Annotated in this window: 22 protein-coding genes; 20 read left to right on the forward strand and 2 right to left on the reverse strand. The window is 47.1% G+C overall.

Features of this window, described 5'->3' with window-relative positions; all coding sequences use genetic code 11:
• Positions 1-73 precede the first annotated feature (73 nt).
• From OB236_RS20715 to OB236_RS20740, 6 genes are all read left to right on the forward strand, one after another.
• Positions 74-760, forward strand: a complete 687-nt coding sequence (locus OB236_RS20715; RefSeq protein ID WP_262685707.1) for a FadR/GntR family transcriptional regulator — start codon at positions 74-76, stop codon at positions 758-760.
• Between the two features lie 90 nt (positions 761-850).
• Positions 851-3,037 (forward strand): dihydroxy-acid dehydratase, encoded by a 2,187-nt coding sequence (locus OB236_RS20720; protein WP_262685708.1) that lies wholly within the window; start codon positions 851-853, stop codon positions 3,035-3,037.
• Positions 3,038-3,091: 54 nt separating this feature from the next.
• The gene (locus OB236_RS20725; protein ID WP_262685709.1) at positions 3,092-4,030 is read left to right on the forward strand and encodes a U32 family peptidase; all 939 of its coding nucleotides are present in this window, start codon (positions 3,092-3,094) and stop codon (positions 4,028-4,030) included.
• A gap of 108 nt (positions 4,031-4,138) precedes the next feature.
• A complete protein-coding gene (locus OB236_RS20730; RefSeq protein ID WP_076229012.1) occupies positions 4,139-4,693 on the forward strand; it encodes a DUF1273 domain-containing protein in 555 nt (184 codons plus the stop codon).
• Positions 4,694-4,809: 116 nt separating this feature from the next.
• A complete protein-coding gene (locus OB236_RS20735) occupies positions 4,810-5,232 on the forward strand; it encodes an amidoligase family protein (RefSeq protein ID WP_262685710.1) in 423 nt (140 codons plus the stop codon).
• The gene (locus tag OB236_RS20740) at positions 5,211-5,714 is read left to right on the forward strand and encodes a hypothetical protein (RefSeq protein WP_262685711.1); all 504 of its coding nucleotides are present in this window, start codon (positions 5,211-5,213) and stop codon (positions 5,712-5,714) included. The genes OB236_RS20735 and OB236_RS20740 overlap by 22 nt, the downstream gene beginning before the upstream one ends.
• Before the next feature lie 81 nt (positions 5,715-5,795).
• Here the strand turns inward: OB236_RS20740 and OB236_RS20745 are convergent, their stop codons facing one another.
• Together OB236_RS20745 and OB236_RS20750 are read right to left on the reverse strand one after the other, a co-directional pair.
• Positions 5,796-7,076 (reverse strand): MFS transporter, encoded by a 1,281-nt coding sequence (locus tag OB236_RS20745; RefSeq protein ID WP_262685924.1) that lies wholly within the window; start codon positions 7,074-7,076, stop codon positions 5,796-5,798.
• Positions 7,077-7,097: 21 nt separating this feature from the next.
• On the reverse strand, positions 7,098-7,946 hold the full coding sequence (locus OB236_RS20750) for a polysaccharide deacetylase family protein (RefSeq protein ID WP_262685712.1): 849 nt from the start codon (positions 7,944-7,946) through the stop codon (positions 7,098-7,100).
• Positions 7,947-8,125: 179 nt separating this feature from the next.
• On the opposite strand from OB236_RS20750, the gene OB236_RS20755 reads away from it, so the two are divergent.
• From OB236_RS20755 to OB236_RS20820, 14 genes are all read left to right on the forward strand, one after another.
• Positions 8,126-9,325, forward strand: a complete 1,200-nt coding sequence (locus OB236_RS20755) for an MFS transporter (RefSeq protein ID WP_262685713.1) — start codon at positions 8,126-8,128, stop codon at positions 9,323-9,325.
• Between the two features lie 130 nt (positions 9,326-9,455).
• The gene (locus OB236_RS20760; protein WP_262685714.1) at positions 9,456-10,448 is read left to right on the forward strand and encodes a metallophosphoesterase family protein; all 993 of its coding nucleotides are present in this window, start codon (positions 9,456-9,458) and stop codon (positions 10,446-10,448) included.
• A gap of 214 nt (positions 10,449-10,662) precedes the next feature.
• Positions 10,663-12,024, forward strand: coding sequence for a sulfatase family protein (locus OB236_RS20765; RefSeq protein ID WP_262685715.1), 1,362 nt, complete (start codon positions 10,663-10,665; stop codon positions 12,022-12,024).
• Positions 12,025-12,150: 126 nt separating this feature from the next.
• Positions 12,151-13,170 (forward strand): LacI family DNA-binding transcriptional regulator, encoded by a 1,020-nt coding sequence (locus OB236_RS20770; protein ID WP_262685716.1) that lies wholly within the window; start codon positions 12,151-12,153, stop codon positions 13,168-13,170.
• Positions 13,171-13,273: 103 nt separating this feature from the next.
• Positions 13,274-14,155, forward strand: coding sequence for a protein-tyrosine phosphatase family protein (locus tag OB236_RS20775; RefSeq protein ID WP_262685717.1), 882 nt, complete (start codon positions 13,274-13,276; stop codon positions 14,153-14,155).
• 69 nt (positions 14,156-14,224) lie between these two features.
• On the forward strand, positions 14,225-15,451 hold the full coding sequence (locus tag OB236_RS20780; RefSeq protein WP_262685718.1) for an ABC transporter substrate-binding protein: 1,227 nt from the start codon (positions 14,225-14,227) through the stop codon (positions 15,449-15,451).
• Positions 15,452-15,485: 34 nt separating this feature from the next.
• Complete coding sequence (locus tag OB236_RS20785; RefSeq protein ID WP_262685719.1) at positions 15,486-16,703, forward strand: ABC transporter substrate-binding protein; 1,218 nt, start codon at positions 15,486-15,488, stop codon at positions 16,701-16,703.
• A 37-nt stretch (positions 16,704-16,740) separates the two neighbouring features.
• Positions 16,741-17,967 (forward strand): ABC transporter substrate-binding protein, encoded by a 1,227-nt coding sequence (locus OB236_RS20790; RefSeq protein WP_262685720.1) that lies wholly within the window; start codon positions 16,741-16,743, stop codon positions 17,965-17,967.
• A 36-nt stretch (positions 17,968-18,003) separates the two neighbouring features.
• On the forward strand, positions 18,004-18,888 hold the full coding sequence (locus OB236_RS20795; protein ID WP_262685721.1) for a sugar phosphate isomerase/epimerase family protein: 885 nt from the start codon (positions 18,004-18,006) through the stop codon (positions 18,886-18,888).
• Between the two features lie 44 nt (positions 18,889-18,932).
• Positions 18,933-20,768, forward strand: a complete 1,836-nt coding sequence (locus OB236_RS20800) for an ABC transporter permease (protein WP_218638997.1) — start codon at positions 18,933-18,935, stop codon at positions 20,766-20,768.
• A gap of 4 nt (positions 20,769-20,772) precedes the next feature.
• A complete protein-coding gene (locus OB236_RS20805) occupies positions 20,773-21,912 on the forward strand; it encodes an ABC transporter ATP-binding protein (RefSeq protein WP_262685722.1) in 1,140 nt (379 codons plus the stop codon).
• 29 nt (positions 21,913-21,941) lie between these two features.
• Entirely contained in the window at positions 21,942-22,709 is a 768-nt protein-coding gene (locus tag OB236_RS20810) for an MgtC/SapB family protein (RefSeq protein WP_262685723.1), read from the forward strand.
• Between the two features lie 27 nt (positions 22,710-22,736).
• Positions 22,737-23,546, forward strand: coding sequence for an HAD family hydrolase (locus OB236_RS20815; protein WP_262685724.1), 810 nt, complete (start codon positions 22,737-22,739; stop codon positions 23,544-23,546).
• A complete protein-coding gene (locus OB236_RS20820; protein ID WP_262685725.1) occupies positions 23,543-24,352 on the forward strand; it encodes an inositol monophosphatase family protein in 810 nt (269 codons plus the stop codon). The genes OB236_RS20815 and OB236_RS20820 overlap by 4 nt, the downstream gene beginning before the upstream one ends.
• Positions 24,353-24,529: the final 177 nt, after the last annotated feature.

The following is a 24,529-nucleotide window of genomic DNA, read 5'->3' on the forward strand; positions in this document are numbered from 1 at the left end:
ATTGGATATTGTGAACTTGAAATTCAAGTGTTATTATAACTTTATATACATATCATATGAGTTGGTGACTACGTTGAAAGAGCTTGCGAGCACGAAAATATTGAATGAATTGTTACAACGCATCGATCAGGAGGTGTGGAAAGCGGGCGAGAAGCTGCCGTCTTTGGCGGCATTGGCCAAGGAGTTACAGGTCGGAGTTTCAACCGTTAGGGAAGCGCTGCGTATATTGGAAAATAAGGGTTATTTGCTGATTGAGCATGGTCGGGGAATGTTTGTGCGGAGCCGGAATCATTGGAGGCAGGACAGTTCGCTCGATCTGACCTCGCTTCCTGTCGGGGACCTCTTCTCCCTGCTGGAATTTCGTTGTGTACTGGAGCCTGAGATGGCTGCGCTTGCTGCAGAAAGAGGCTCACCCGGGCAAATTCGCAATATTAAAGACGCCGCGGCCCAAATGATCGCAGACTTGGCCTCAGGTGAGGATTATTTTGCGTCCGACATTGCTTTTCATGATCATATAGCGGAGGCTTGCTCCAATGTGGTGATGGCCAGTGTGATGAAAGGAATCTCGGAACTGCTATTGGAAAGCCGAAGAAAGACTACGCGTATCAAAGGCAGTGCAGAGAGAGCTGCGCACTTTCATATGCTGATTGCCTTGGCGATTGAGCAGAGAAATGTTCAGCTGGCGAAGGACATGATGAGGTCGCACCTGCAGGATGTGAAGCAGGACAGTATGAAGCTTAAGGAAAGCTTGGAAGGTTAGCATAAAGCTTAAAAAAGCTTGGAAGTTTAGGCTTTCTGCATGTATGCGTCAGGGTTCTGTTTGTAGATGATTCGGAAACGGGGAAGCGATATGAAAATAACAATTCAGAACAAGGCTAATTCCTATCAGGGCAATGTGCAGGGAAAGGCCAATGAACCGATAACCGTTGCAGGACTGCTGGATCGCGCCAGGCGGGGGCTTGATGGTTATTATGGGGGCGGTGAGCCTGATTGGACGCTGGAACATATATACGATCGTCTGGAGCATAATGCACCGAGAATCGCCATCATTGGCGGGTCATCTGACCATCCGGCGCACATTTTGGATCACGAGACCGTATTCAAGGCTGCTTTAAAAATTTGGCAGGAGGGCGGTGTGCCTTTTTATTTCAGCACCCCGGTTCTTTGTGACGGAACGGCCCAGAACAATATCGGCATGTCGTATTCGCTGCAAAGCCGCAACGCAATAGCTGAGATCGTTGTCAATCAAATGGAAGCGCATTCTTATCATGGTGCCTTTGTGATACAGGGTTGCGATAAACAGCCACTCGGTATTTTAAGCGGGCTTGCGCATTTGGATCGGGTTCGCCGTTACCGTGGGGAGCATCATGTATTTGCAACCTTTAGTCCTTCCCATGTGTTGAAGGGTGGTACGATTCCCGACGATTTGAAGCGGGATCTGGCGGATCTGGCATCGCAGGCCGACACCGCAGGTTTTGACGATATAGGTGCCGATATCCGCGAAGCCGTCAGCTATATTTTGCAATGCTCCTCCAATACATCCTTTCAGGGCGTGTTTCAACGTGCCGTGGAGCGCGGGCTTATGACGGTAGAGCAGCACCTTGATTTTGAAAAAAGACTGGCCGTTAATACCTGTGATTCCGCAGGCGGGATTTGCGCGTTTCATGGTACGGGCAACAGCTCGCGGGATATTACCGCAGGTTTCGGTATCGTAAGCCCTGTTCTGGAGCTGCTGATTGAGCCGCCTACCCAGGTACAGGTCGACAAAGCGATTGAGCAATTATTTTCCATTATCCAGCGGCCGGAATGCAGTGTGAGTGAATTGGTACGGGCGAATATTGGCAATACGATCAAGCTGCACAGCGCCGGAGGCGGCTCGACGAACCTGATGATGCATATCGTTGGTGCGATGATTTATGCTGGATACGATTTTTGCTTGAGTGATCTGGAGGCAATTGTGAATTCACATCCCATTCCCGATTTGTTCGATTACAGCCTGACGGAGGGCAGGGACATCTATACCTTGGCGCAGCAGTGCTGCTCAGGGCAAATCCGAGGCATGGAGACTTTGATTTATGAGCTGTCACGCAATGGAGTCCCCATGGATTTAGATGCACCTACAGTAACGGGCCAAACATGGAGGCAGCGGCTGTCAGACACAACGAATCTAAGTGCGGATGGCGTCAAGGGAAATCAGATTATTTTGAGTACACCAAGAAGAAGCTTTAGCGGTGTCGATGTGCTGAGCAGCAACTTTTTTAACAATGCAGTCGTGAAGATTAGCGGAATGCCGACCAAGCAGCTGGATTTATTTGATCAAAGAATTGCATTCGTGCTTTATTACGAAAATGAAGAGGAGGCTAATCATCATCTGCTGGATGTGAACCTGCTGGATGGATTGAAAATGAGCAGGTTATTCCGTCTGGAGCATATGCGGCAAATGGCCTGTCTTAACGCAGCGGTTCCCCTGGATCAGCTGAAGGACATGGATTATGATGAGCTGTTTGATCATATGATTCAGCAGGAATGGCTGAGGTTGGCTGTCATTATATCCGGACAAGGGCCTGAGGCATTTGGTATGCCGGAAATGATGACGCCGATGCAGCATATTAATGCAGACCGCAAGCTAAGACGCCTGACTACTTTAATCAGCGACGGACGGTATTCGGGGGTAACCTTTGGAGCGGCGGTTGGGCATGTGACTCCGGAGGCTTATCATGAGGGGGGCCTGCTCTATATGCAGGAGGGAGATCTACTCCATCTGCAGTTCCGCAGCAAAAGAATTGATTTGCTTGATTCTGAAGCCTTCATTACTGGAGAAGTAGCGCTTTTTCAAGGAGAGCTTCATGTGCAGCGTAAGGAATTGGGTATGGCAAGACTGGATCGATTACGTCATCGACAGCGGATGGTAGCGGCATCTAACCGTCTGCGAGACTGTACGGATGCTTCACGAGGGGTTGTTCCGATGGGGGTGGCACTGGATGCGGACATGAAGTGGCCGCACAGCAGTATGCCGCAAGAGGCGCAATATCCGTAAGTTGCGGCCAGGCAAGTAAATGAATAAATCAGCAAGGGAAGGGAATGTGATCACATGGATAAATCGAGAGCGTTATTAAAATCATTAGGTTTTCTGGAGCGGGAGGCTTATGACCTGCCGGATTCGCTTAAGCGATTTCCCGATGGTGCGCAGTATCGGGTGGAAATTCCAAGTGTTGAAGGACCGGAGGCGTTAAAGGCCGTTTTTGAGGAAGCGGACCGTTACGGGATTGTGATTCATCGCGTATCTCAAGGGAGTGGCATTATGCTGCTTACCGACGCGGAAATTTCTGAAATGGTCGAGCTCTGTGCAGCACGCGGCGTTGAACTCAGCTTATTCGTCGGACCGCGTGGAACATGGGATATTAGCGCGCTGCCACTAACACCTGCGGGTAAGGTCGTAGCGTTGCGCCATGAGGGTATAGATCAGCTGGTTTATGCTATGGAGGATTTACAGCGGGCTAACCGTTTGGGAGTACGTGGTGCGTTGGTCGCAGATGAGGGCTTGCTGCTGCTGACCAAAGAAATGAAAAGGCAGGGATTAATCGCAGCGGATTTTGTCGTCAAAGTATCGGTGCAAATGATGGCAGCGAATCCGGTTTCGATCAAGCTGATGGAGGATATTGGTGCAGATACGTACAATTTACCTACCGCATTGACACTGCCCAAGCTGGCCTCAATCCGTCCGGCTGTCGATATCCCGCTGGATCTCTACGTGGAAGCACCGGACGGCTTGGGTGGGTTTATTCGTCATTATGAGATACCGGAATTCATTCGTGTATTATCACCGGTATATATCAAGTTTGGTCTGCGTAATCATCCGGATGTATACCCGAGCGGGCAGCATCTGGAGCAGATTAACATTAATTTATGCCGGGAGCGTGTTCGCAGGGCTTATATGGGCCTGGAGTTGCTCAAGCAGTATGCACCGGATTTGATAACTTCCGAGCTCGGCGCAGCAGATTTGGGAATTCCGATCCCCCCCAGGCCGTAGAGTCTTTTCATTGTTACCTTCTTTATGCTAAGGTGTTATTAGGAGTCTGACCGGCAAGTGTGGTTTACGTTTGTGGAGAAGACTCTTAGATAAGGAAGTGTGGAAGCCATGAAAAGGGTGCTCATAACAGGGTACAAGGCAACGGAGCTGGGTATCTTTTCGCAGAAGCATCCGGGAATTGCCATTATCAAGAAAGCGATTGCCAAACAAGTGACGGCTTTAATGGACGAAGGTCTGGAGTGGGTCATCGTTAGTGGTCAATGGGGCGTAGAGGTGTGGGCCGCTGAAGCGGTGATTGAGCTCAAGCAGCAGCATCCCAATCTGCAGCTGGCGGTTATAACCCCATTTTTGGAGCAAGAGGAAAAGTGGAGCGATGACAAAAAAGAAATTTATAATCATGTGCTGCAGCACGCCGATTATGTCAATAGTGTAACGAAAACCAAGTACGAGGGACCGTGGCAGTTTAAAGAAAAAAACAGGTTTTTGCTGCGTAATTCCGATGGTATGATACTGCTTTATGATGAAGAAACCGAAGGCTCACCCAAGTATATGAGGGAACAGGCATTAAATCAGGCGGCAAAAACCAATGCGTATACACTTTATACAATTACAGCATTTGACTTGCAAAGTATCGCAGAGGATGAACAGAATCGATATGATTAATAAGTCAGGAGGAATGGCGATGCTTAGAGAAAAAATTCCCCGTTAATCTCGTGGTCCACCTCTTCTTTTATATATTATTGTAACCTGTTCAATAAGATAAGGAGAGGATGACAGCGATGTGGCCTAAATCTGTGGATTGGAAAGCCCTGAAATTTGGCATTGAGATTGAGTTTGTAGGTGGTAATCCAGAAGGCTTGGAGCTTTTACCTGATTGGATTATATCCTTGGATGAACTTCAGATAGACGAGACAGGATCTGAGTCAGGCAGTGAACTTAAACCACCACCGATCCTGTGGGCGGATAGAGACCAAATACGAGTCATGCTGAACCGGCTGCAGGAGCAAGGTGCTACAGTAAATTGGAGCTGTGGTTTTCATGTTCATATTGGTTTGGAGCCATGGGGACAAGACATTGTGCTGCCGCTAATCGACGCAGCGCTGCTGTATCAACAAGCTATTCAAGAAATAGTGAGTACCAGCGAGCATCGGCTGCTGTTTGCCCTCCGCTTACTTCTGAGATGCGAAGTGAGTTTGTTGTAAATCCGGGTCCGAGGGCAGTCCGCTATCGGGGACGTCCACAATCTCATCGCTGCGGAATCAATACAGCAGCTTGGTTTGATGTCGGCACGGTGGAAATTCGTTATGCTAACGGTACGATGAATTATGTGGAGATCCTCAATACGGTTGAGCTTTATTTAAGGTTCGTGGCTGCGATAGGTGCTGACCGTAAGCTTTCACGCGATCCCTATAGCTTGGCAATTGAACTTGAGGCTCCTGTTAAGGGTTATCCGGCACCTATTCCGCTTCCAAGATGGTATCAAGAAAGAACATGGCTTGACGAAGCGATGATTCCGGCATTAACTACTCTTGCCAACGAGCTTGTACCGGATGGCGAAATCCATCATGTGCTTCCTGTAGCTGATGGGATTCTATTGGCGATAGAAAACAATGAGGGCAAGCTGTCAAAATATGTTGTTCAACCACCTGCGGAGGGGTGGAAGCTTATCCGTAAAACCTTATAATGTAAATAAATGGTAAAAGATAAACCCATTCGTCATATAAAGACGGATGGGTCCTTTTTTTAGATACCTATAGCGGATCGCTTATTCCACACTTTTTGCTCTGCCGGCACCTGCCCAGCGCATAAGTCTTGGTGTGACGATCAGTAGAAAGCATAAGGAGCCAAGCACACGGAAGGTGCCTATTAAGATCATACTCGCGTCATAATTAATCACAGTAAACAGCTTCATACCAACAATAGGAGCAAATATAGCTGAAATCTGCGATAACGTCGTATAAATCGCGATGCCTCTTTGTCGGCCCTGCTCGGGGACAATTTCCAACAGCCGATTAAAGACCGATTGCTGAAAGCCGGCTGTTGCAATCCCGCCTATAAAATCATACAGATAGACCCAATTCATATTGGGAGCGTGCAGCCAAAAGTAGGGGGTAAGTCCAAGCACCAAAGCTGAGACAAATACGGTCCAGGCAGTACCTCTTCGATCGGCATAACGGGCAAATAAGCGATAGCCAAGCAGGGCGCCAAGTGCCCCTGCAATGACGTCGATGCTGATCATTGTATTGGTGGCGAGCAGCGTATCCGCTTTGATTTTGGCGTAAATCGGCCAAGCGGCCTGCCAGGCAAATATATAAACAATCGCGCTTCCACAGAACAAATAGTAGGTTCTTCCCTGATTCAGCTTATACCGTTCGATCCAGCTATTGGACTGAAGACTCTGTTTATCCGGGACGATCTGTTCAATAATTTGATTGTGGGGAATGATTTCTTCACTGGGTATTCTAAGTCTCATGAAATACCACGTTTCAACGAAGGCAAATACGAAGCCAACGGAGAAGGCTACCTGATAGCCAAAAGGATAAGTAAGACTATCGATGCCCCAGCCTGCAATAAAAGCAACCAGGCATCCGCACAATCCCGTCCACATGTTACGCTGTGCAAATACCTTGTTGCGGTAACTGGCGGGAATAATCTCGCCCATCATCGATTGCCATGCTACGGCAATAACCGAATTGGTGGCATTGTAGAGGCTAACCAATAAAATCAATGCCGTTATGGAGGACACACCCATGTAGGGGACGAATATTAACAAAAAATAAAACAAACGGCAGATCATGATTATACTGGCAATGATCCGCTTTTGCTTATGAAAGCGCCCGATAATAATGGAAGCTGGTATAACAAGCAAAATGGTAAACAAGGCAGGAATGGAAGAAAGCAGGGCATAATCATTATTTGTGGCGCCTAAACGGGCAGCAAGCACGGCAATGAATGGAGTCACACAGTTGAATCCGATTGACCAGGCAATTCCGTTCCACAGATTATTATGAATATTATTCCGCAGAACCTTGTATTCAGCTTTCATCAAGTCACCTGGATTCCTTTGTTATTGGGTAGGCACGTTCTGTGAAATCAGGTTAGAGACCGTCACGAATTGATAGCCGTGTTCTTTTAGATAAGCAATGATTTGCGGCAGCGCCTGGACCGTGTTGGACAGATTGCCATTTTTACCACCAGCCGAATGCTGTAATATAATCGCGCCGGGCTTCACTTCTTTTTTTATATTTTGCAATATCCGTTCCGTGGAAATACCCTCCCAATCTCTGGAATCCACCGACCAGTTAACAATTTTGTGCGATTTTTCCGCGTATTCGACCACCTGCTGCGTTAAAGCTCCATAAGGAGGGCGGAGTAATGTTGTTGGCTGATTCGTTAAGCTTTGGATGATTTCATCGGTTTTGTCAATTTCCGCCTCCAATTGCTGCTCATCGAGCTTGGTCAGGTCTGAATGACTCCATGAATGATTGCCAATCTCATGTCCAGCGCTAATGATTCGCTTCATGACGTCTTTGTGAGCAGCAGCATGCTCTCCTATGACGAAGAAGGTTGCTGTTATATTTTGTTTTTTTAATAGATTGAGAATTTGATCCGTATACTTCGTATCAGGTCCATCGTCAAAAGTAAGGGCTACTACCTTCTTTTGGTTGCTGCGGGCACCAGAATATGTCACGTGCTCCTTAATGTTGTAGGCCTGGCTAACGGATAGTGCTGGGCCAATGACAACAGGCGCTTGCGTGGGTGTCGGTGCTGATGCGGAGACAGGTGTTGGCCCTTCAATAGGCTGATTTTCCGCGATGGGTGCCGAAACCGTAGCAGTTGGAGCAGGTTCAACAGGGTGTCCACAGCTGGTAAGTACGAGCATGAGCATAATTATGGCAATAATCTTAGGTTGCATGAAATCATCTTCTTTCTTAAGCCTTATATTACCATTATAATAGATTTGGAGAAAAATGTCGTTTACTAAAATAAAAACTCAGATAATAGTTGTTCATTGCTAGAAAGATTGCTAGCATATGGATAATAGATGGTTCTACCATTCTGGAACAGGCTTTGGGAAAGGAATGGAATCCGCGTATGACATTGTTTCAAATATGGGCGATTGCACCACGAGAGATTAAGATGCTGTATGTGACGATTTTTATGATGAACATGGGCTTTTATGCACTAATTCCCTATTTGACGCTTTACCTGACAGGCAGTTTGATGTGGTCGATGGCATTAACGGGTGTTATGCTCGGCGTGCGTCAGTTTTCCCAGCAGGGCATGACCTTTATGGGAGGTCTGATGGCTGATCGGTGGGGCTGCAAGCAAACGATGGTTCTGGGTCTGGCTGTTCGATCCATTGGATTTATGGCTTTTGCGGTTAGTCTGTACCCGTGGCACTTTTTTGCTGCCGCTATAGTCGCCGGCTTGGGTGGAGCCCTCTTTGAGCCTGCGATCCAGGCTGCCTTTGCCAGATTAGCGCCTGAGGCTCATCGTAAGCAGCTTTTTTCGTTAAAAAATATGATTGTTAATATCGGCATTATCGCCTCTACGTTAATGGGCAGCATGCTGCTTTCAGTTGATTTTCATTATCTGGGGATTTTTGCGGGTTCGGTATTTTTGTTTCTAGCTATATATATCTATATGGTGCTGCCCGCTTTGGACATTGAAATCACAAAAAGTCATTTTCGTAAGGATATCGGGACTATTCTCAGAGATGCGCCGTTTGTTGGCTATACCCTTATTTTGATCGGCTATTTTTATTTATATATGCAGCTATTCCTCACCATTCCGAGGCTTGCGGTATCCGTTACTGGAGATCCTTCCAGTGTCGCTTATGTCTATGGTACGGTTTCAGGAGCCGTTATATGCTTTCAATTGGCTGTCACCCGTTATTTTGAGCGCTATCCAAACCGATTTATTTTGATTGGCTTGGGCGCTCTGCTGATGGGAATCGGGCTCATGTTGTTTGGCTTATCGAAGGGACTGCTGATGCTCTGTATAGCCTCTGTGTTATTTGCGCTCGGCACGATGATCTCTGCTCCCCTGATGCTGGATGTGGTGCAAATGTTTGCTCCACCCCGGCTCATTGCCTCCTATTATGGATTTAACGGGTATTCGATGGCACTTGGCGGTGCACTCAGTACGAGTCTTGGCGGCTGGTTCTATGATATAGGGCAAGCCAGAGGAATACCGCTGCTGCCTTGGAGCCTATGTCTCGCAGTTTCAGTTCTGGTGATGGGTGGCATGTGCTTTTTCAAGGAAAGGAGTGGGGCTCAGCTTACGAAATAATCTGAAAATCTGGAGACAACAGCAATCGGAGGAACACCTTGACCACGTAGCGGAGACTTATTCACCGGACTTGGATCTGGAAGCTTACGAAGTCAGTTTTGCTACTCAAAACTTTTAGGAGGAAACAATCATGTCTACACAGCTGCAATTTCGTCAGGATGGAAGCTTTACAATCGTTCAGTTCACCGATATTCACTGGAAGGATGGAAGCGCTAACGATTGGCGCACGGATGCCTTAATACGTGAGGTTATTACTGCAGAAAGGCCGGACCTTATCGTCATAACCGGTGATGTTATTCACAAGAAAGAAACCCCTCAGCCTTTGAGCGCGTTCAGACAGGCGTTATCAGCGATAACTGATAGCGGGATACCTTGGGCATTTGTATTTGGCAATCACGAATTGGAGGCTGAGGTGGAGCCAGATCAACTGGTTGTTATTTTACAGCAGCTTCCTAACAGCTTGTTCGAGACCGGACCCTCACATATTCAGGGCTTATCCAATTATGTGCTGCCTATCCGTGGAAGTCGGTCTGAGGCCATGTGCGCGCTGCTGTATTTGCTCGATACAGGTGCCAAGACGAAGATGCCTTTTGGAGGTGCGACATGGGTCCACCGAAATCAGATTGATTGGTACCTGCAACAATCAGCGGCAATGACCGAGAGGAATGGCGGTAGTCCGCTGCCTGCGTTGGCTTTTTTTCATATTCCACTTCCCGAATACAACGAAATATGGGATTTTCGGATTTGCTACGGAAGCCAGAACAAAGGCATAGACAGTCCACGAATCAATTCAGGCTTGTTTGCGGCCATGGTAGAAATGGGCGATGTGATGGGTACCTTTGTCGGGCATGACCATCTCAATGATTTTTATGGAGATTTGCATGGCATTCGGCTTTGTTATTCACGACTGAGCGGGTTCAGCGGCAAAGCTCCTGAGGATTTCCCAAGGGGAGCTCGGGTAATCAGGCTTCACGAAGGAGAACGCAGCTTTGAAACTTGGCAGCGTCTGGATGACGGCAGTGTGCTGAGCGAAGTGCCTGTGCATCTTCCTGAAGGCATAGACCGTTTCGGTAAGCGTTCATTGGGAGCAGCGGTTGAAAAAAGTGAAAAAGGTGAGGAGTAACTATTAGCAAATCATAAAACGCATGGGCAAAATAACGAATAAAAGTAAATTGACAAAAAAGGGAATTTGGTTTACGATTTTGGTAACGTTTCCGGTAACGTTACCAATTATATATTTCTACATATTTCAATCCAGTTAAGTACTGGGATATTGCTTCCGAGATGAGTGTGTAAAGCTGCACTTCGCTCAGATGAAAGGTGGTTGCAGAGTCACCATGAATATATTGCTTATAACAGTTGATCAACTGCGCTGGGATGCGATATCCTGCTCCGGCAATCATGAAATTGAAACTCCGCATATCGATCGGCTCAGCAGCCAAGGAGCTCGTTTCACTTATGCCTTTACGAATGCGCCAGCCTGTATGCCTGCCCGATCATCGCTGCTGACAGGAAGATTCCCTCATGCGCATGGTGTCCGGGGAGGCGGTGTGCGACTATCTGAGCAGGAAGTGACCTTTCCCCAAATATTAAGTCAGCGTGGCTATCATACTGCGCATATTGGCAAGCTGCATGTGCAGAATCATACTTATCGCGATCATACTTCCCCGCATCCCAGCTACGGCTATCGCACGCTTCAGGTAACCGATGAGCGAGGGACCTATCGCGATCCCTATACTCAATGGGTGGAAAGGCACTATCCTGAATATGCCAAGGCTGTTCGAATTGAGCCTGGTGCTTCGAGAGTAAGAAATGGAACGGATCATATGTCCTCAGAAGGCAGCTTTCCGGCTAAAGCCTCACACAGCAGATGGGTTAGTGACACCTCAATCGAGTTTTTACGGGAGCATGGCGGTACGCCTTTTATGCTGTGGGCGAGCTTTTTTGATCCCCATTCACCTTTTATCGTACCTTCGGATTGGGCCAATAAATATGATCCTAACAGCCTGTCTTTACCCAGAAATTGTGAGATTACTCCAGAGAACGAGTACGCTATACGCAGCAAAAAAGCCGCTTATTATGCTTTGGTATCCCATGTTGATGATTGTATCGGTAGACTGCTTCATTATTTGGACGAATCCGGACTCGCTGAGCATACAACAGTAATGTTATCCAGCGATCACGGAGAATTTCTCGGTGATTGGGGCCGTTGGGGCAAGGGCAGATCGGAGGATGAAAGCATACGAATTCCAATGGTAATTCGAACTCCGGATATGAAAGGGAAACCTCGCGTTATTGAAGATGTTGTCCAACTGTTCGATCTGGCTCCAACCATCTGCGACTTAACGAACAGCATGAAGCCGCAGTCTATGCAAGCCCGATCCTTGCTGCCCTTGCTGAAGGGAGAGCTGGATGAAGAGCGTACACCCTTCGCCTTGGTGGAAATCAATATGGAGGTTTCACGCATAAATACGACCGAAGTTTTTGAAAAAACATATCGCAGCAAGGAGTACCGTTTAACTCTGTGGAGCAGCCAGCAGGAGGGCGTATTGTATGATCTGAATAAAGATCCGCTGCAATTGAACAATGTATGGGGCGAGCCCGATTATAAGGATATTCAGGCCGAGCTGATCTGGCAGCTGCTGCAGAGGCTTATGGAAACAGAGAATACACTGCCGGCCCGAACCCATCCATTTTGAGAGGAATTATAAGTCCATACAGCTTATGTGTAAATGCAAACCAAGTTTTAATTGACAAATACGGGGTTCTGTTTTACAATTTCGGTAACGTTACCGGAAACGTTACCGAAAAGGAAGTGAATGATGATGCCGACGATAAAAGACATAGCAAAAGAGCTGGGGATTTCCGTCTCTACCGTATCCAGAGCATTAAATAATCACCCTGATATACGTCAGGAGACGAAGCAGGAAGTGCTTGACGCGATGAAGCGCTTCAACTATACACCTAACGCTGTAGCTAGAAGCTTAATCCAGCGAAAATCGAATACGATCGGATTAATGATCCCCGACATCACGGACCCTTTCTTTTCGGCAATGGCGCATGATGTAGAAGAAGTATTGTCAGATAGTGGCTATCAAGTGGTCTACGTGAATACGTCCAGACGTCCTGAGAAGGAGAAAAGATTTCTGATCAGCGTATTGGAGCGAAAGATGGATGGTATCATTGTAACCCCGGATTTTCTTGATGAAGAGGCTATTGAACTGCTGCATCGCTTGAAGATACCTGTTGTGTTTCTTCGCAGAAGACCTCCGCAGGGCTTGAATGTGCCTTTTGTCGATGTCGACCATTACAAAGGTGCCTGCAATGCAATGGACTACTTGTTTTCACTGGGCCATAATCAAATCGGGTTTATAGGGATGCCGAAATATTCCTTCACAGGTAAAGAAAGATATCGTGGTTACATGGACAGCTTGAACAGGCTCGGACTTGAAGCTGATCCGAGAGGTGTGACCTTCGATGGAAGGACCATGCAGTGCGGCTACCGTGCAATGGACAGTTTAATGGACAAATACCCATCAATGACAGCCGTGTTCGCAGCTAACGATTTGCTTGGAATCGGCGCATTGGAGTGGCTGGCTGAGCATAACATTTCCGTTCCCGGACAGATCAGTGTTATTGGCTTCGATAATCTTGAGGTAGCGAACCTGCATTGGATTAAGCTCAGCACGGTTGCCCAGCCTCGTAAGGAAATGGGAAGGAAAGCGGCAGAGCTGCTTATGGAGATGTTGCTATCCAACGAATTGACAGCGGAATCCATTTTATTGGATACAAATCTGGTTATCCGGCAAACCTGCTCGGAAGCTCAAATCGTCCGCACAAGATAAGAAGGTGCCAATAGGCACCCAATCATTTTCTTAAAATGAGAACGCTTACTTGCAGCTGGGTTGATGGATTCAGAAGAAATACATTCATGAGAGGAGAATGCTCGTGCCTGAACATACTAATGTGCAAGCAGAAGAAACTGGCGTTTATTTAGTTGTAGAAAGGGATAATGATAAGGACGATTTGCCCAAAAGATTTCGGATGTGTACATCAGAGATCAGCGGAGAAGATAGCGTGCTTCCTGACCTGCAAGGTTTTACTGAATTGAAAGCGTCCGCAAGTGGTCAATATTCCCAACGACAGCTGCAAACGATGAAAAAGAGCATTGGCGACGTTCCAATTATACTTGTTGACTTGCGTCAGGAAAATCATGGATTTGTTAATGGTATGGCTGTTAACTGGTTTGGCCTGCATAATGGAGCTAACAAAGGGATGAGTAATGAGGAAGTGCTCTCCAAGGAGCAGCAGTTGCTGGACGATTTGAGGGTGCAGCCTTCCATAACCTTTGATCAGGTAAAAGGGAAATCAGTGGATATCGGAGGACCTGTCCACGAGCCCAAGCTGATTATGAGTGAAGCGCAGCTGGCAGAGCAAGAGGGTGTAGGCTACAAGCGATTTTTCGTTACGGATCATCACCGTCCTTCCGATGCGGAAGTTGACCGTTATGTAGAGTGGGTGAAGACACTGCCCAAGGATGTATGGCTGCATTTTCATTGCAGAGGCGGGGTTGGGAGAGCCAGTTCCTTCTTCTGTATGTACGATATGCTGAGGAATGCCGATACGGTAGACTTCGAGACCATAACACAGCGCCAAGTTCTGATCGGTGGCAGGGATTTTCAAAGGATGGATCCGAGTGAAACCTATAAGTATGGCGCAGCATTGGAACGCTTGGCATTCATGAATTCATTTTATACGTATTGTTCAGAGCATATCGGTAATCAATTTGATAAATCGTGGTCACAGTGGCTTGAGGATACGAATTCCTGATAGAGCCTATTATATGGAATTATAAATACATTTAGATTAAGCGCTTAACCCCAAAAGGAGGGTAGTACAATGAATTTGAAAAAGAGATTCACAGTCAAATCGGCTGTAGTTGTGATGCTGTGCAGTACGGTATTGATGGTAAGTGCATGTGGCTCCAATACAGCGAATCCAGCAGCAAGCGGCTCTGACAAAGGTGCAGCGGGAGGCCAGGCAGGCACATCGTCCGCATGGGCGGAAAAAGTTGGGCTTAACAAAACAGAAACGGCAGATGAACTGTACGCCAAGGCCAAGGAAGAAGGCTCGGTAGTCATCTACTCCATGTCAAGCCGGATCAGCGATACGAAGGATTCGTTTGAGGCCAAATATCCCGGCGTTAAGGTGGAAGCGTACAATGTCAGCTCCGTCGATATGCTGGAGAAGCTGATCAGGGAGCACGGCGCAGGCATTTACAATGCTGACGTAGTTTTTACGAAGGATACGGGCGGGACGTTCACGTTGGAGCTGTTGAAGAAAGGGATCGTGCATAAATATATGCCGAGCGATCTGGTTTCCAAGATGCCGGAGCCTTACAAGAGTCAAGTCGAAGGCTTGGTGCCTTACGTCGAAGTCAGAGGGATTTTCTATAACACGGATGTATACAAGACACCGCCTGTAACGAATTGGTGGGACCTGACAACACCGGAATGGAAAAGCAGAGTCATGCTGAGCGACCCGATGAAATCAGCGGATACGATGGACCTGTTCCTGGCGATGATTCAAAATGCCGATGACATGAAGCAGGCTTACAAAGAGAAATTCGGCAAGGAAATTGAATTAAACGGCTCCCCTAATGCCGGCTATGAATTTATTAAACGATTGTCCAAAAATGATCTGATTTTGACCAACTCCGGTGGAGATATTGTAAAAGCAGTCGGTAAGACAGGTCAGGCCAAGCCACCTATCGGTTTAGCGGTTTCCACCAAGCTTAGGGAAGGACAAAGCCAGGGACTCAAGCTCGGTGTTTCGTATGACGTCAAACCCAAGGTATCGCAGGTTGAGCAGGCGCTTTTGTATATCGGCGACCAATCGAAGCATCCTAACGCAGCCAAGCTGTTAATACGTTGGATGGCCGGGGAAGCGGATGGCAAGTCAGCAGGCTTGAAGCCGTTTAATCTATCAGGATCGTGGCCGACAAGGTCCGATGTTACACCTGTTGAGGAATTGCCGTTGGCAAAGCTCAATGTGTGGAAGTACGATCCCGTATTTTTTTATGAGAATTCTCCAAAATTACGTGATTTTTGGTTGAAGCAGCAGTAAATCGGTTCGTTAATCAATCGGAGGTAAGGTATACATGAAAAAGCGAAAGTCTTATGGCTCATGCTTGATTGCTTTATCCTTAATGATAGCGCTTACTGCTTGTAACCCCAAGTCTACAGACACCAAAGCAGCAGATACAGCCAATAAATCTTCAGCAAAAACCGATGTCAGCGCAGCAGTTACGTGGGCTGAGACCAACGGTTTGAACAAGACGGAAACGGTCGATGAGCTGTACAGCAAAGCAAAGCAGGAAGGCAAGGTCGTTGTTTACTCTCAATCCAGCCGAATTAAGGATGTAAAGGCGACATTCGAAGCCAAGTATCCAGGCATCAAAGTGGAAGCGTTTAATATGTCAACGAATGATATCGTGGAAAAAGTCATTCGCGAGCAGACAGCTGGTATTTATAACGCGGATGTGATATTCGTCAAGGATGCCAGCGGAGCGGTAACGACCGAGCTGACAACGAAAAAGCTGGTGCATAAATACATTCCCAAGGATCTGTCCGAGAAAATGGTTGAGCCTTATAAAAGCAACAGCAGTGGCTTGGTGCCTTACTTTAGCTTGCGGGCGATCTTCTACAATACGGATGTATATAAAACATCGCCAGTTACAAACTGGTGGGACCTGACAATGCCGGAGTGGAAGGGCAAGGTGCTGATGAATGATCCGATAGACTCTGCGGATATGATGGACTTGTTTTTGGCCATGATCCAGCATTCGGATGAAATGAAGCAGGCCTATAAGGAGAAATTCGGCAAAGATATTGTGCTGGAGGGAACGGAAAACGCCTCGTATGAATTTATTAAACGTTTTCTCAAAAATGATCCTGTCTTGATGAAATCCAGCGATGAGGTTGTGGAAGCCGTTGGTGTCTCGACGCAGGGAAAGCCACCAATCGGGATCGGGGCATCCAGTAAATTAAGAGATGTCATTGAAAAAAAACTCAGTATTGCGGCTACGTATGATGTATTGCCGAAAATTTCGGTTGTTGGTCCTTCGTACCTGTATGTTGCTGATAAAGCGCCGAACGTGAATGCAGCCAAACTAATGATTCGTTATATGGCAGGCGAGGCGGATGGCAAATCCGATGGCTTCAAGCCCTTTAATGTCATGGGCTCCTGGTCAACCCGGACGGATAATGGCCGGACTGATCAACCGTCAATCGACAAGCTGAAGGTATGGAATTATGACTCAGATTATTTTTATAAAAATTTTGTGAAGTTTCGTGAGTTTTGGCTGAAGATGCAGTGAGGGTTAAGGATGAAAAATGGAAAGCAGGGATAATTTCATGAAGATAACAAGAAATGCTCTTCCCATATTAATGACTTTCACCATCGCGCTAGCCGCCTGCAGCAATACAGCTCCCGTAGTCAACAATGAAAAAACGACCGGAGGCGCAGCAGCCTCTGCAGCCCCCACAGCTCCTGCAGCAGCTCCCAAATCGGCATGGGCAGAAAGCGCCGGCTTGTACAAAACAGAAACCGTCGATGAATTGTATGAAAAGGCGAAGAAGGAAGGGAAAGTGTCGGTATACTCCACCTCAGGCAGAATCAACGACGTTAAAAAAACTTTTGAAAAGAAATATCCAGGCATTGATGTCGAGACGTTCGATTTGAAATCCAATGTCATTATGGATAAGGTCATTCGCGAGCAGGCAGCCGGAATTTTTAATGCCGATCTCGTTTTAACGAAAGAAGTAGGCGGGGCGATTGAAGAGGAGCTGGTGAAGAAGGGCATGCTGTTCAAGTATTTGCCAAGTGACATCGCAGCCAAAATTCTTGAGCCTTATAAAAGCGAAGGGATCGCCTTCGTGCCCTACTTCGAATTCCGTACGTTGTTCTATAACACCGAGCAAAATAAAACACCTCCTGTCAGCAACTGGTGGGACCTGACCACACCGGAATGGAAAAACAGAGTGTTGATGGTTGATCCGCTCCAGTCGCCTGCCCAGATGGATATGTTCGTTGCCTTTGTGGTCAACTCGGAGGATATGGCCAAGGCGTACAAAGAAAAGTTCGGCAAGGATATCGTGCTGAATGGCACCAAAAACGCAGGCTATGAATTTTTGCAGCAGTTCTATAAGAACGTGATTTTGGTCAAAAGCAGCGGGGACGGCCAGGATGCAGTGGGTAAAGCGGCACCTAACAAACCGGCTCCTGTATTCATCGGGGTATCCGGCGATATTCGGAAAATGTCGGAAAAAGGCTTGAAGGCAGACATTATATGGGATTTGAAGCCAAAGCTGTCGGTCGTGGATGAAGGCCTGCTTTTTGTAGGCAACAAGGCACCGCATCCTAATGCTGCGAAGCTGCTGATCCGCTGGATGGCTGGTGAGGCCGATGGCAAAGGTGAAGGAACGGTACCGTTTAATGAGGTGGGCTCCTGGATGACACGCACTGATGTTCAGCATAAGAATAGCAAAAATATTAATGAGCTGAACGTATGGCAGTACGATAGTGAGAAATTTTACAAGGTATATCAGAATGTTGTGAACTTTTGGATCAAGAATCAATAAGAAGATCAAAAACCAAGAGAGATGGGATGAAGGAATATGCTGGGATTTTCAATTCAGGCCCCCGTATTTTTGGGCAAGGCAAGCAAGGACAGCACGAATGACCTGATTGCGCATTATGACAACGTAGAGAAGCTGCTGGATGCTTTAAAGACCGCAGGTGTGGGTTCGATTGAGGTTCGCATCCTTCCTCGCGGTGCCGTTGAATCGGCTTATCGGGAAGTGATCCAGTTAATCTGGAATGCTGGCTTGCAACTGTCGATTCATGGGCATGTGGCGGGAGATTTCGCGGGCAGTCGTTTTGCTGAGATTTATCCGTCGATGAGCTACGTATTATCCAATTACCATAAATACCAAACAGGCTTGACCATGGCACTTCATGCTTTTGACGCCAAAACTGGTGTCGAAGAGGAACTGCATCAGCAAACCGTCAAGCTGCTGCATGAATGGGTGGCGATAATCGATGCCGAGCAGCTTCCTCTACGAATTGCTGTGGAAAATAACCGCAAGAAGTCAAGCAAGGTAGACCCGGGTGATTCGATAGACGGTGTGCTGCGGATTGTTGAAGAAGTGAATAGTCCACATGTAGGCATTACGTGGGATATGGGGCATTTTTATTCCAATTTAATGGATACGCATGGTCTGAAGCATCCGCCGGAAACCTATCTGGAGCAGCTTCCGCCGGATGCTTTTCTGGAAAAGGTTATCCACACGCATATTCATGGACTTGGAGCAACGGGAACTCACAATCCTTTGACAGACCGCAGGAGCTTGCCTTTGGAGCTGTACGTGAATGCCCTTCAGCGGGTCGGTTACTCAGGCTTGTACAATCTGGAGCTGACCATGAACAAATTTGATCAGGATCAATCTCTCGGTGAGTATGTGCTGGCATCTGTCCACAGATTGAAAGAGGCCACATCATGAGACGACATAGGATCAGCCCATGGCTGAGAAGGGGTGCATAGCCAGTGAGCAAACTAGAATATTCGAGACCTGCCTCCAGGTTTACGATGACTCGAGCTGTTAATATTCTCAAAAGTATTTTTACAAATCCACTGCATTTGATTAGCATTTTTGCGATTTTATTTCTCGGCTATACGATCGTTATTCCGATGTGGGAGATCGTGTCCCATACCATGACCTGGCATCCTGAGGACATCCGGGCCAATCCGCAAGCCGTACCTGGTAATCTTACGCTTAATCATTGGCTTCATGTGCTGTACAGCGATATCAGTCAATCGATTTTTTACAAGCCGCTATTGAACTCGTTTAATATTGCTGTGTTCGTTTCATTTTTCTCCATGGTCATCGGGGGAGGGCTGGCCTGGCTTGTAACCCGGACAGATCTGCCGTTCAAAAAAACGTTTGCGTTTCTGGCCATTATTCCTTACATGCTTCCTTCGTGGATCAAGTCGTTTGCCTGGCTGATCGTTTTCAAAAACGACCGGGTTGGCGGCACACAGGGGATGCTGCAGTATGTATTCGGTATTAATCCACCGGATTGGATCTCTTACGGGTTTTTACCGATTTCGATCGTGCTGGTAGGCCATTATTATACGTTCTTTTACCTGCTGATTGCGGTTTCCCTTAGCTCTATCAACAGCAGTCTGGAGGAAACAGCCGATATTCTCGGAGCGAGCCGATTTACGATTTTGCGCAAAATTACATTTCCACTCGTGCTTCCGGCCATTTTATCGGCATTGATACTAACGTTCTCCAAAAGTATGGGTACCTTCGGTGCTGCCGCATTTCTCGGACTTCCGGTCAAATATTATACGATTGCCACGATGCTGTACGGCAGTATGAAAAACCGGATGATCTCCGACGCTTATGTTTTAAGCTTGATTCTGATCATCATTTCCGCATTGACGATTTACTTTAATCAGCGTGCAATTGGCAAAAGAAAGAGCTATGCCACGATAAGCGGCAAGGATTCACGGAAAAATCTGAATCCGCTTGGCATATGGAAAATTCCTTCAGTAATGCTGGTCTTTCTGTTCATGTTCCTTGCCGGCATATTCCCACTCTTGCTGCTGTTCTGGCAAACGTTCATGCTGCAGGACGGCAACTACAGTCTGAGCAACCTGACCACGCACTACTGGTTTGGAGATTCGGATTTCTCGATTGCCTCCGGCGAGGTAGGTATTCTGAAGAGCGATTCGATTCTGTTGGGCTTAAAAAATTCACTGCTTATCGCACTTGCTGCTGCGTCTGTTGCCTCGGTAATGGGACTCATATTCGGCTATGTGATTTCGAAGGGAAGAAAGGCGCTCTCCTCTCGACTTGTTGAGCAATTATCGTTCATGCCTTACCTGATTCCGGGTATTTCCTTCGCAGCGATCTATCTGTCCATGTTTGCTCAGCCTCACTTTCTGCTGCCGGCCTTATATGGAACCCTATCGATCGTAATTCTGATCACGATTGTTAAGGAGCTGCCATTCGCCACGCGATCAGGAACCAGCACGATGCTGCAAATCAGCGGAGAGCTCGAGGAAGCAGCCAAGCTGCACGGCGCATCGTTCATGCTGCGGTTTTTCAGGATTATGCTGCCGCTCAGCCGCAAGGGTTTGATCAGTGCGTTCTTGCTCTTGTTTATAAGTGCGATGAAGGAACTGGATTTGATCATCCTGCTCGTCACGCCGAAGACCAGCACCTTAACGACACTTACGTTCCGCTACGCAGAGAAGGGCTATCAGCAATATGCGGACGCTATCGTCATTATTATTATCGCATTAATCATGATTACGCATTTTGTGGCAACGAAGTGGGGAAAAGCAGATCTTTCAAAAGGCATAGGAGGCTAAACATATGAGTGGAATCAGACTGTCAAAGATTAATAAATATTTTGATAAAAACCATATTTTGAAGGATGTCGATTTGACGATTGAGGAAGGAGACTTCATGACGCTTCTGGGTCCCTCCGGCTGCGGCAAAACGACAACGCTGCGGGTGATCACCGGTTTGGAAAACCCAGAGGAAGGCATCATGACGATCAACGGCAAGGAGATGATCAACGGCGCCAAAAACCACTATACACCACCATCCAAACGCGGCTTGAATCTCGTCTTTCAGAGCTATGCTTTATGGCCGCACATGACCGTGTTTGACAATGTTGCTTTTGGGCTTGCCATTAACAAAATGCCCAAATCGGAAATTCGCTCCAAGGTGGAGAGCGCGCTGGAAAAAATGCGAATTTCCAAATATAAGGATCGCTACCCTTCTGAATTATCCGGCGGCCAGCAGCAGCGGGTAGCGATAGCACGCGCTATTGTGACCGAGCCGAAGATTTTGTTGCTGGATGAGCCTCTATCCAATCTGGATGCCAAGCTGCGTCTGGAAATGAGAGCGGAGCTCAAAAGGCTGCACCGTGAATTGAAAACAACGATTATTTATGTCACTCATGATCAGGTCGAAGCGTTGACACTGTCAACCAAAATCGCGATCTTTTTCGAGGGAAATCTCGTTCAGGTTGACACACCGAGAAATATATACCGTCATCCCGCTGATCTGAGGGTTGCCGATTTTATTGGAAATCCAAAGATCAATTTCGTGGATGCTGACTGCACCTATCACAATGGGATGCTGATGACAGAATCAGAGCTGGGCAAGCTTGCGATTCCTTGCACGCAGCCTCCTTCCGGTAAGGTTGTTCTGTCTATTTATCCCGAAGACATTCGTATTTCCGCGGAAAAGGTGGAGAACGGCATTCCGCTGAGAATTTATTCGGTCATGCCAGCGGGCTCGGAAACGTTAATCCAAACGACGAGCAATGGCGAAAACCTGATTCTGGTTAAGGTAATCGGGGAACTGGACTATGATATTGGCAAGATGGTATGGGTCACATTCCCGCTGGATAAAGTCAATGTGTATGATAAGCAAACCGGGATTCTGGTTAACCGGGAACCGATCGACACCTCTACAATTGCTCCTAAACAAATATACGCATGATGGATCCAACAGATTGGGGGTGGGCCGGGTTGTCATTCGCAACGGCAAGTGTTTGGGAAATCACACATCTGGAGCTGGCGCTTCGTATGATATTGGCGGTAGTGCTTGGCGGTTTGATTGGGATTGAAAGGGAATGGAGTAATCATGCGGCTGGCTTTCGTACCCATATTCTCGTCTGTCTCGGCTCGGCTACGATCATGCTTCTGTCAAGCTACGGATTCTCGCAATTTGTTAATGAGGGTAGTGTACGGATGGACCCCGCACGTCTCGCGGCGCAAGTGATCAGCGGCATCGGATTTTTGGGTGCAGGAGCAATTCTGCGCAATGGCAATATGATCAAGGGGTTAACGACCGCTGCTTCAGTATGGGTGGTGGCGGCCATTGGATTAAGTGTCGGAGCGGGCTTCTATATGGGAGCCATGCTCTGCACCTTTCTCGTACTGATCAGCTTGTATCTGCTCAATAAATGGGAAAAGAGCTTAATGGGAAACCGCAGATACCAGGAAGTGGACATTCAGATTATTGATAATCCCGGCTCCCTGGGCAGGATCGCCACGATATTCGGGGAGTATGATCTGCAAATCGTTAACTTAAAAATGATTCCTCATGAAGAAGGGGCAGGTGATGATGCATCAGCACTTTCCATGCATATGCAGTTCAGTCTGAAAATCCAAAAGCAGGAGAAGCTGGCCACTGCATTGGAACGAATCGCCGCCATGGACGTGGTACTTTCGTTGGAGTCGCATCATATTTCTATAAGGAATCACGCATCAAAAGAGCATTCATTATCCACATAATTTAAGTAGGCTGGGTGGTTGGAGAACTTGAACAAAATACTGCTGGTTACCGATCTGGATGGAACCTTACTGGATAGACAACAACAAATCAGTATAGAGAATGAAACGGCAATCCGACGATTCAAGGAGCAAGGAGGTTTGTTCACTCTGGCGACGGGAAGAATGGAGGCAGCAGTTCTGCCCATTATTCATAAGCTCGGAATTGACCTGCCGGTGATTCTGTACAATGGGGCCAAAATCTATTGTCCGGTCACCGATACCGTGCTGTATGAGAAGCAGCTGACGATCCCGCCTGCACTATGGAGTGTCTTGATGGAGAGTTTATCGGATGAAATAACCCTGCTTGTCTATCAGAATGGTCAGGTATATGCACCTCTACGAAATGCATTGCTGGAGAAGCACGAACGCAAGGATGGTGTACAATGCTTACCCTTTGAAGACAGAATCTTATCAGAGCCTGTGACTAAGGTAATGATCATTAATTCGAATTTAGACAAAGCCAAAAAACTGGAGCAAGCCGTTCTGGACGATGGGGTTCCGTGCGAAATAGTATATTCGGAGTCCAACTATCTAGAAATTTTACCTCAGTATGCTACGAAAGGAACTGCCTTGAAGGAACTGATCAACATCCTGCAGGTAGATGAATTGTATACTGTAGCTGTAGGCGATAATTTAAATGATTTGACCATGATCATCGAGGCAGATCGCGGATATGCGGTTGAAAATGCCAATTCGCAGCTGACCCAGGTTGCCGATGCTGTAACCGTTCACCACGAGAGTCATGCGATTGCGGCTATCATTGCCGAATTTTCGGAAAAGAGGAGGGAATTGGCATGAGTGTTATAGAAACTGCGAAAGCAATAGCGAGAGAAGCGGGTGCGATGATTAAGTCGCATATGGGTACCGGATTTATTACGGAGACAAAAAGCTCGAGCTTCGATGTCGTTACTGAAATTGACAAAGCTTCGGAGCAGCTTATTCGGCAGCGTCTGGCGGAAGTGTATCCTGACCATGCTTTTTTGGGTGAAGAAGAGTCGTTTGCTCATTCAGGAGAACTTCAGGAAAGGCTGGAGCTGGCCAAATCAGAGCCATTTGTATGGATTGTCGATCCGATTGACGGTACCAACAACTATGTGCAGGGGATTCCGGGTTTTACGGTCTCCATTGCACTGGCATGTCACGGGGAGCTCATTGCGGGGGTCATCTATGATCCTTGCCGTGACGATATTTTCTGGGCTGAAAAAGGCAAAGGCGCTTTTCAGAATGGAGAGCCGATTCATGTGTCTCCAGCAGATTCATTAGGACAAAGCGTTGTATCCACAGGTTTTCCTTCTAACACGAAGATGCGTCAAGCCGTTATTGATAGCCTGGAAGGCATCGCTCCTCAATGTCGTTCGATCCGTTCGCTTGGTTCTGCTGCGCTGCATTTGGCTTATGTCGCATCGGGAAGATTGGGAGCATTCTGGGAATATGGCCTCAATGCCTGGGATATTGCAGCAGGTGTGCTTATTATTGAGGAAGCCGGTGGCAAGGTCAGTGATACGCTGGGAAGTCCATATTCACTAACAGTTAAACATGTGATTGGATCTAATGGAAGGATTCATAACACGTTGTTGGAAACTTTGAAACCGATAGGAATTTGAAATATGGAGTTATTCAGCGAAAAATTAAGGTTTTAACGATAAAACAGGCCAATAAAGCGTTTTATTGGTCTGTTTATATATTTGTATAAAACCTAACATGCATCTATAATCCTCTTAGTGGTCATCTTTTATGTTATGTTTCATAACATTAAAAAATGAAAATACATACAACTAGGA

This window comes from Paenibacillus baimaensis, assembly GCF_025567575.1.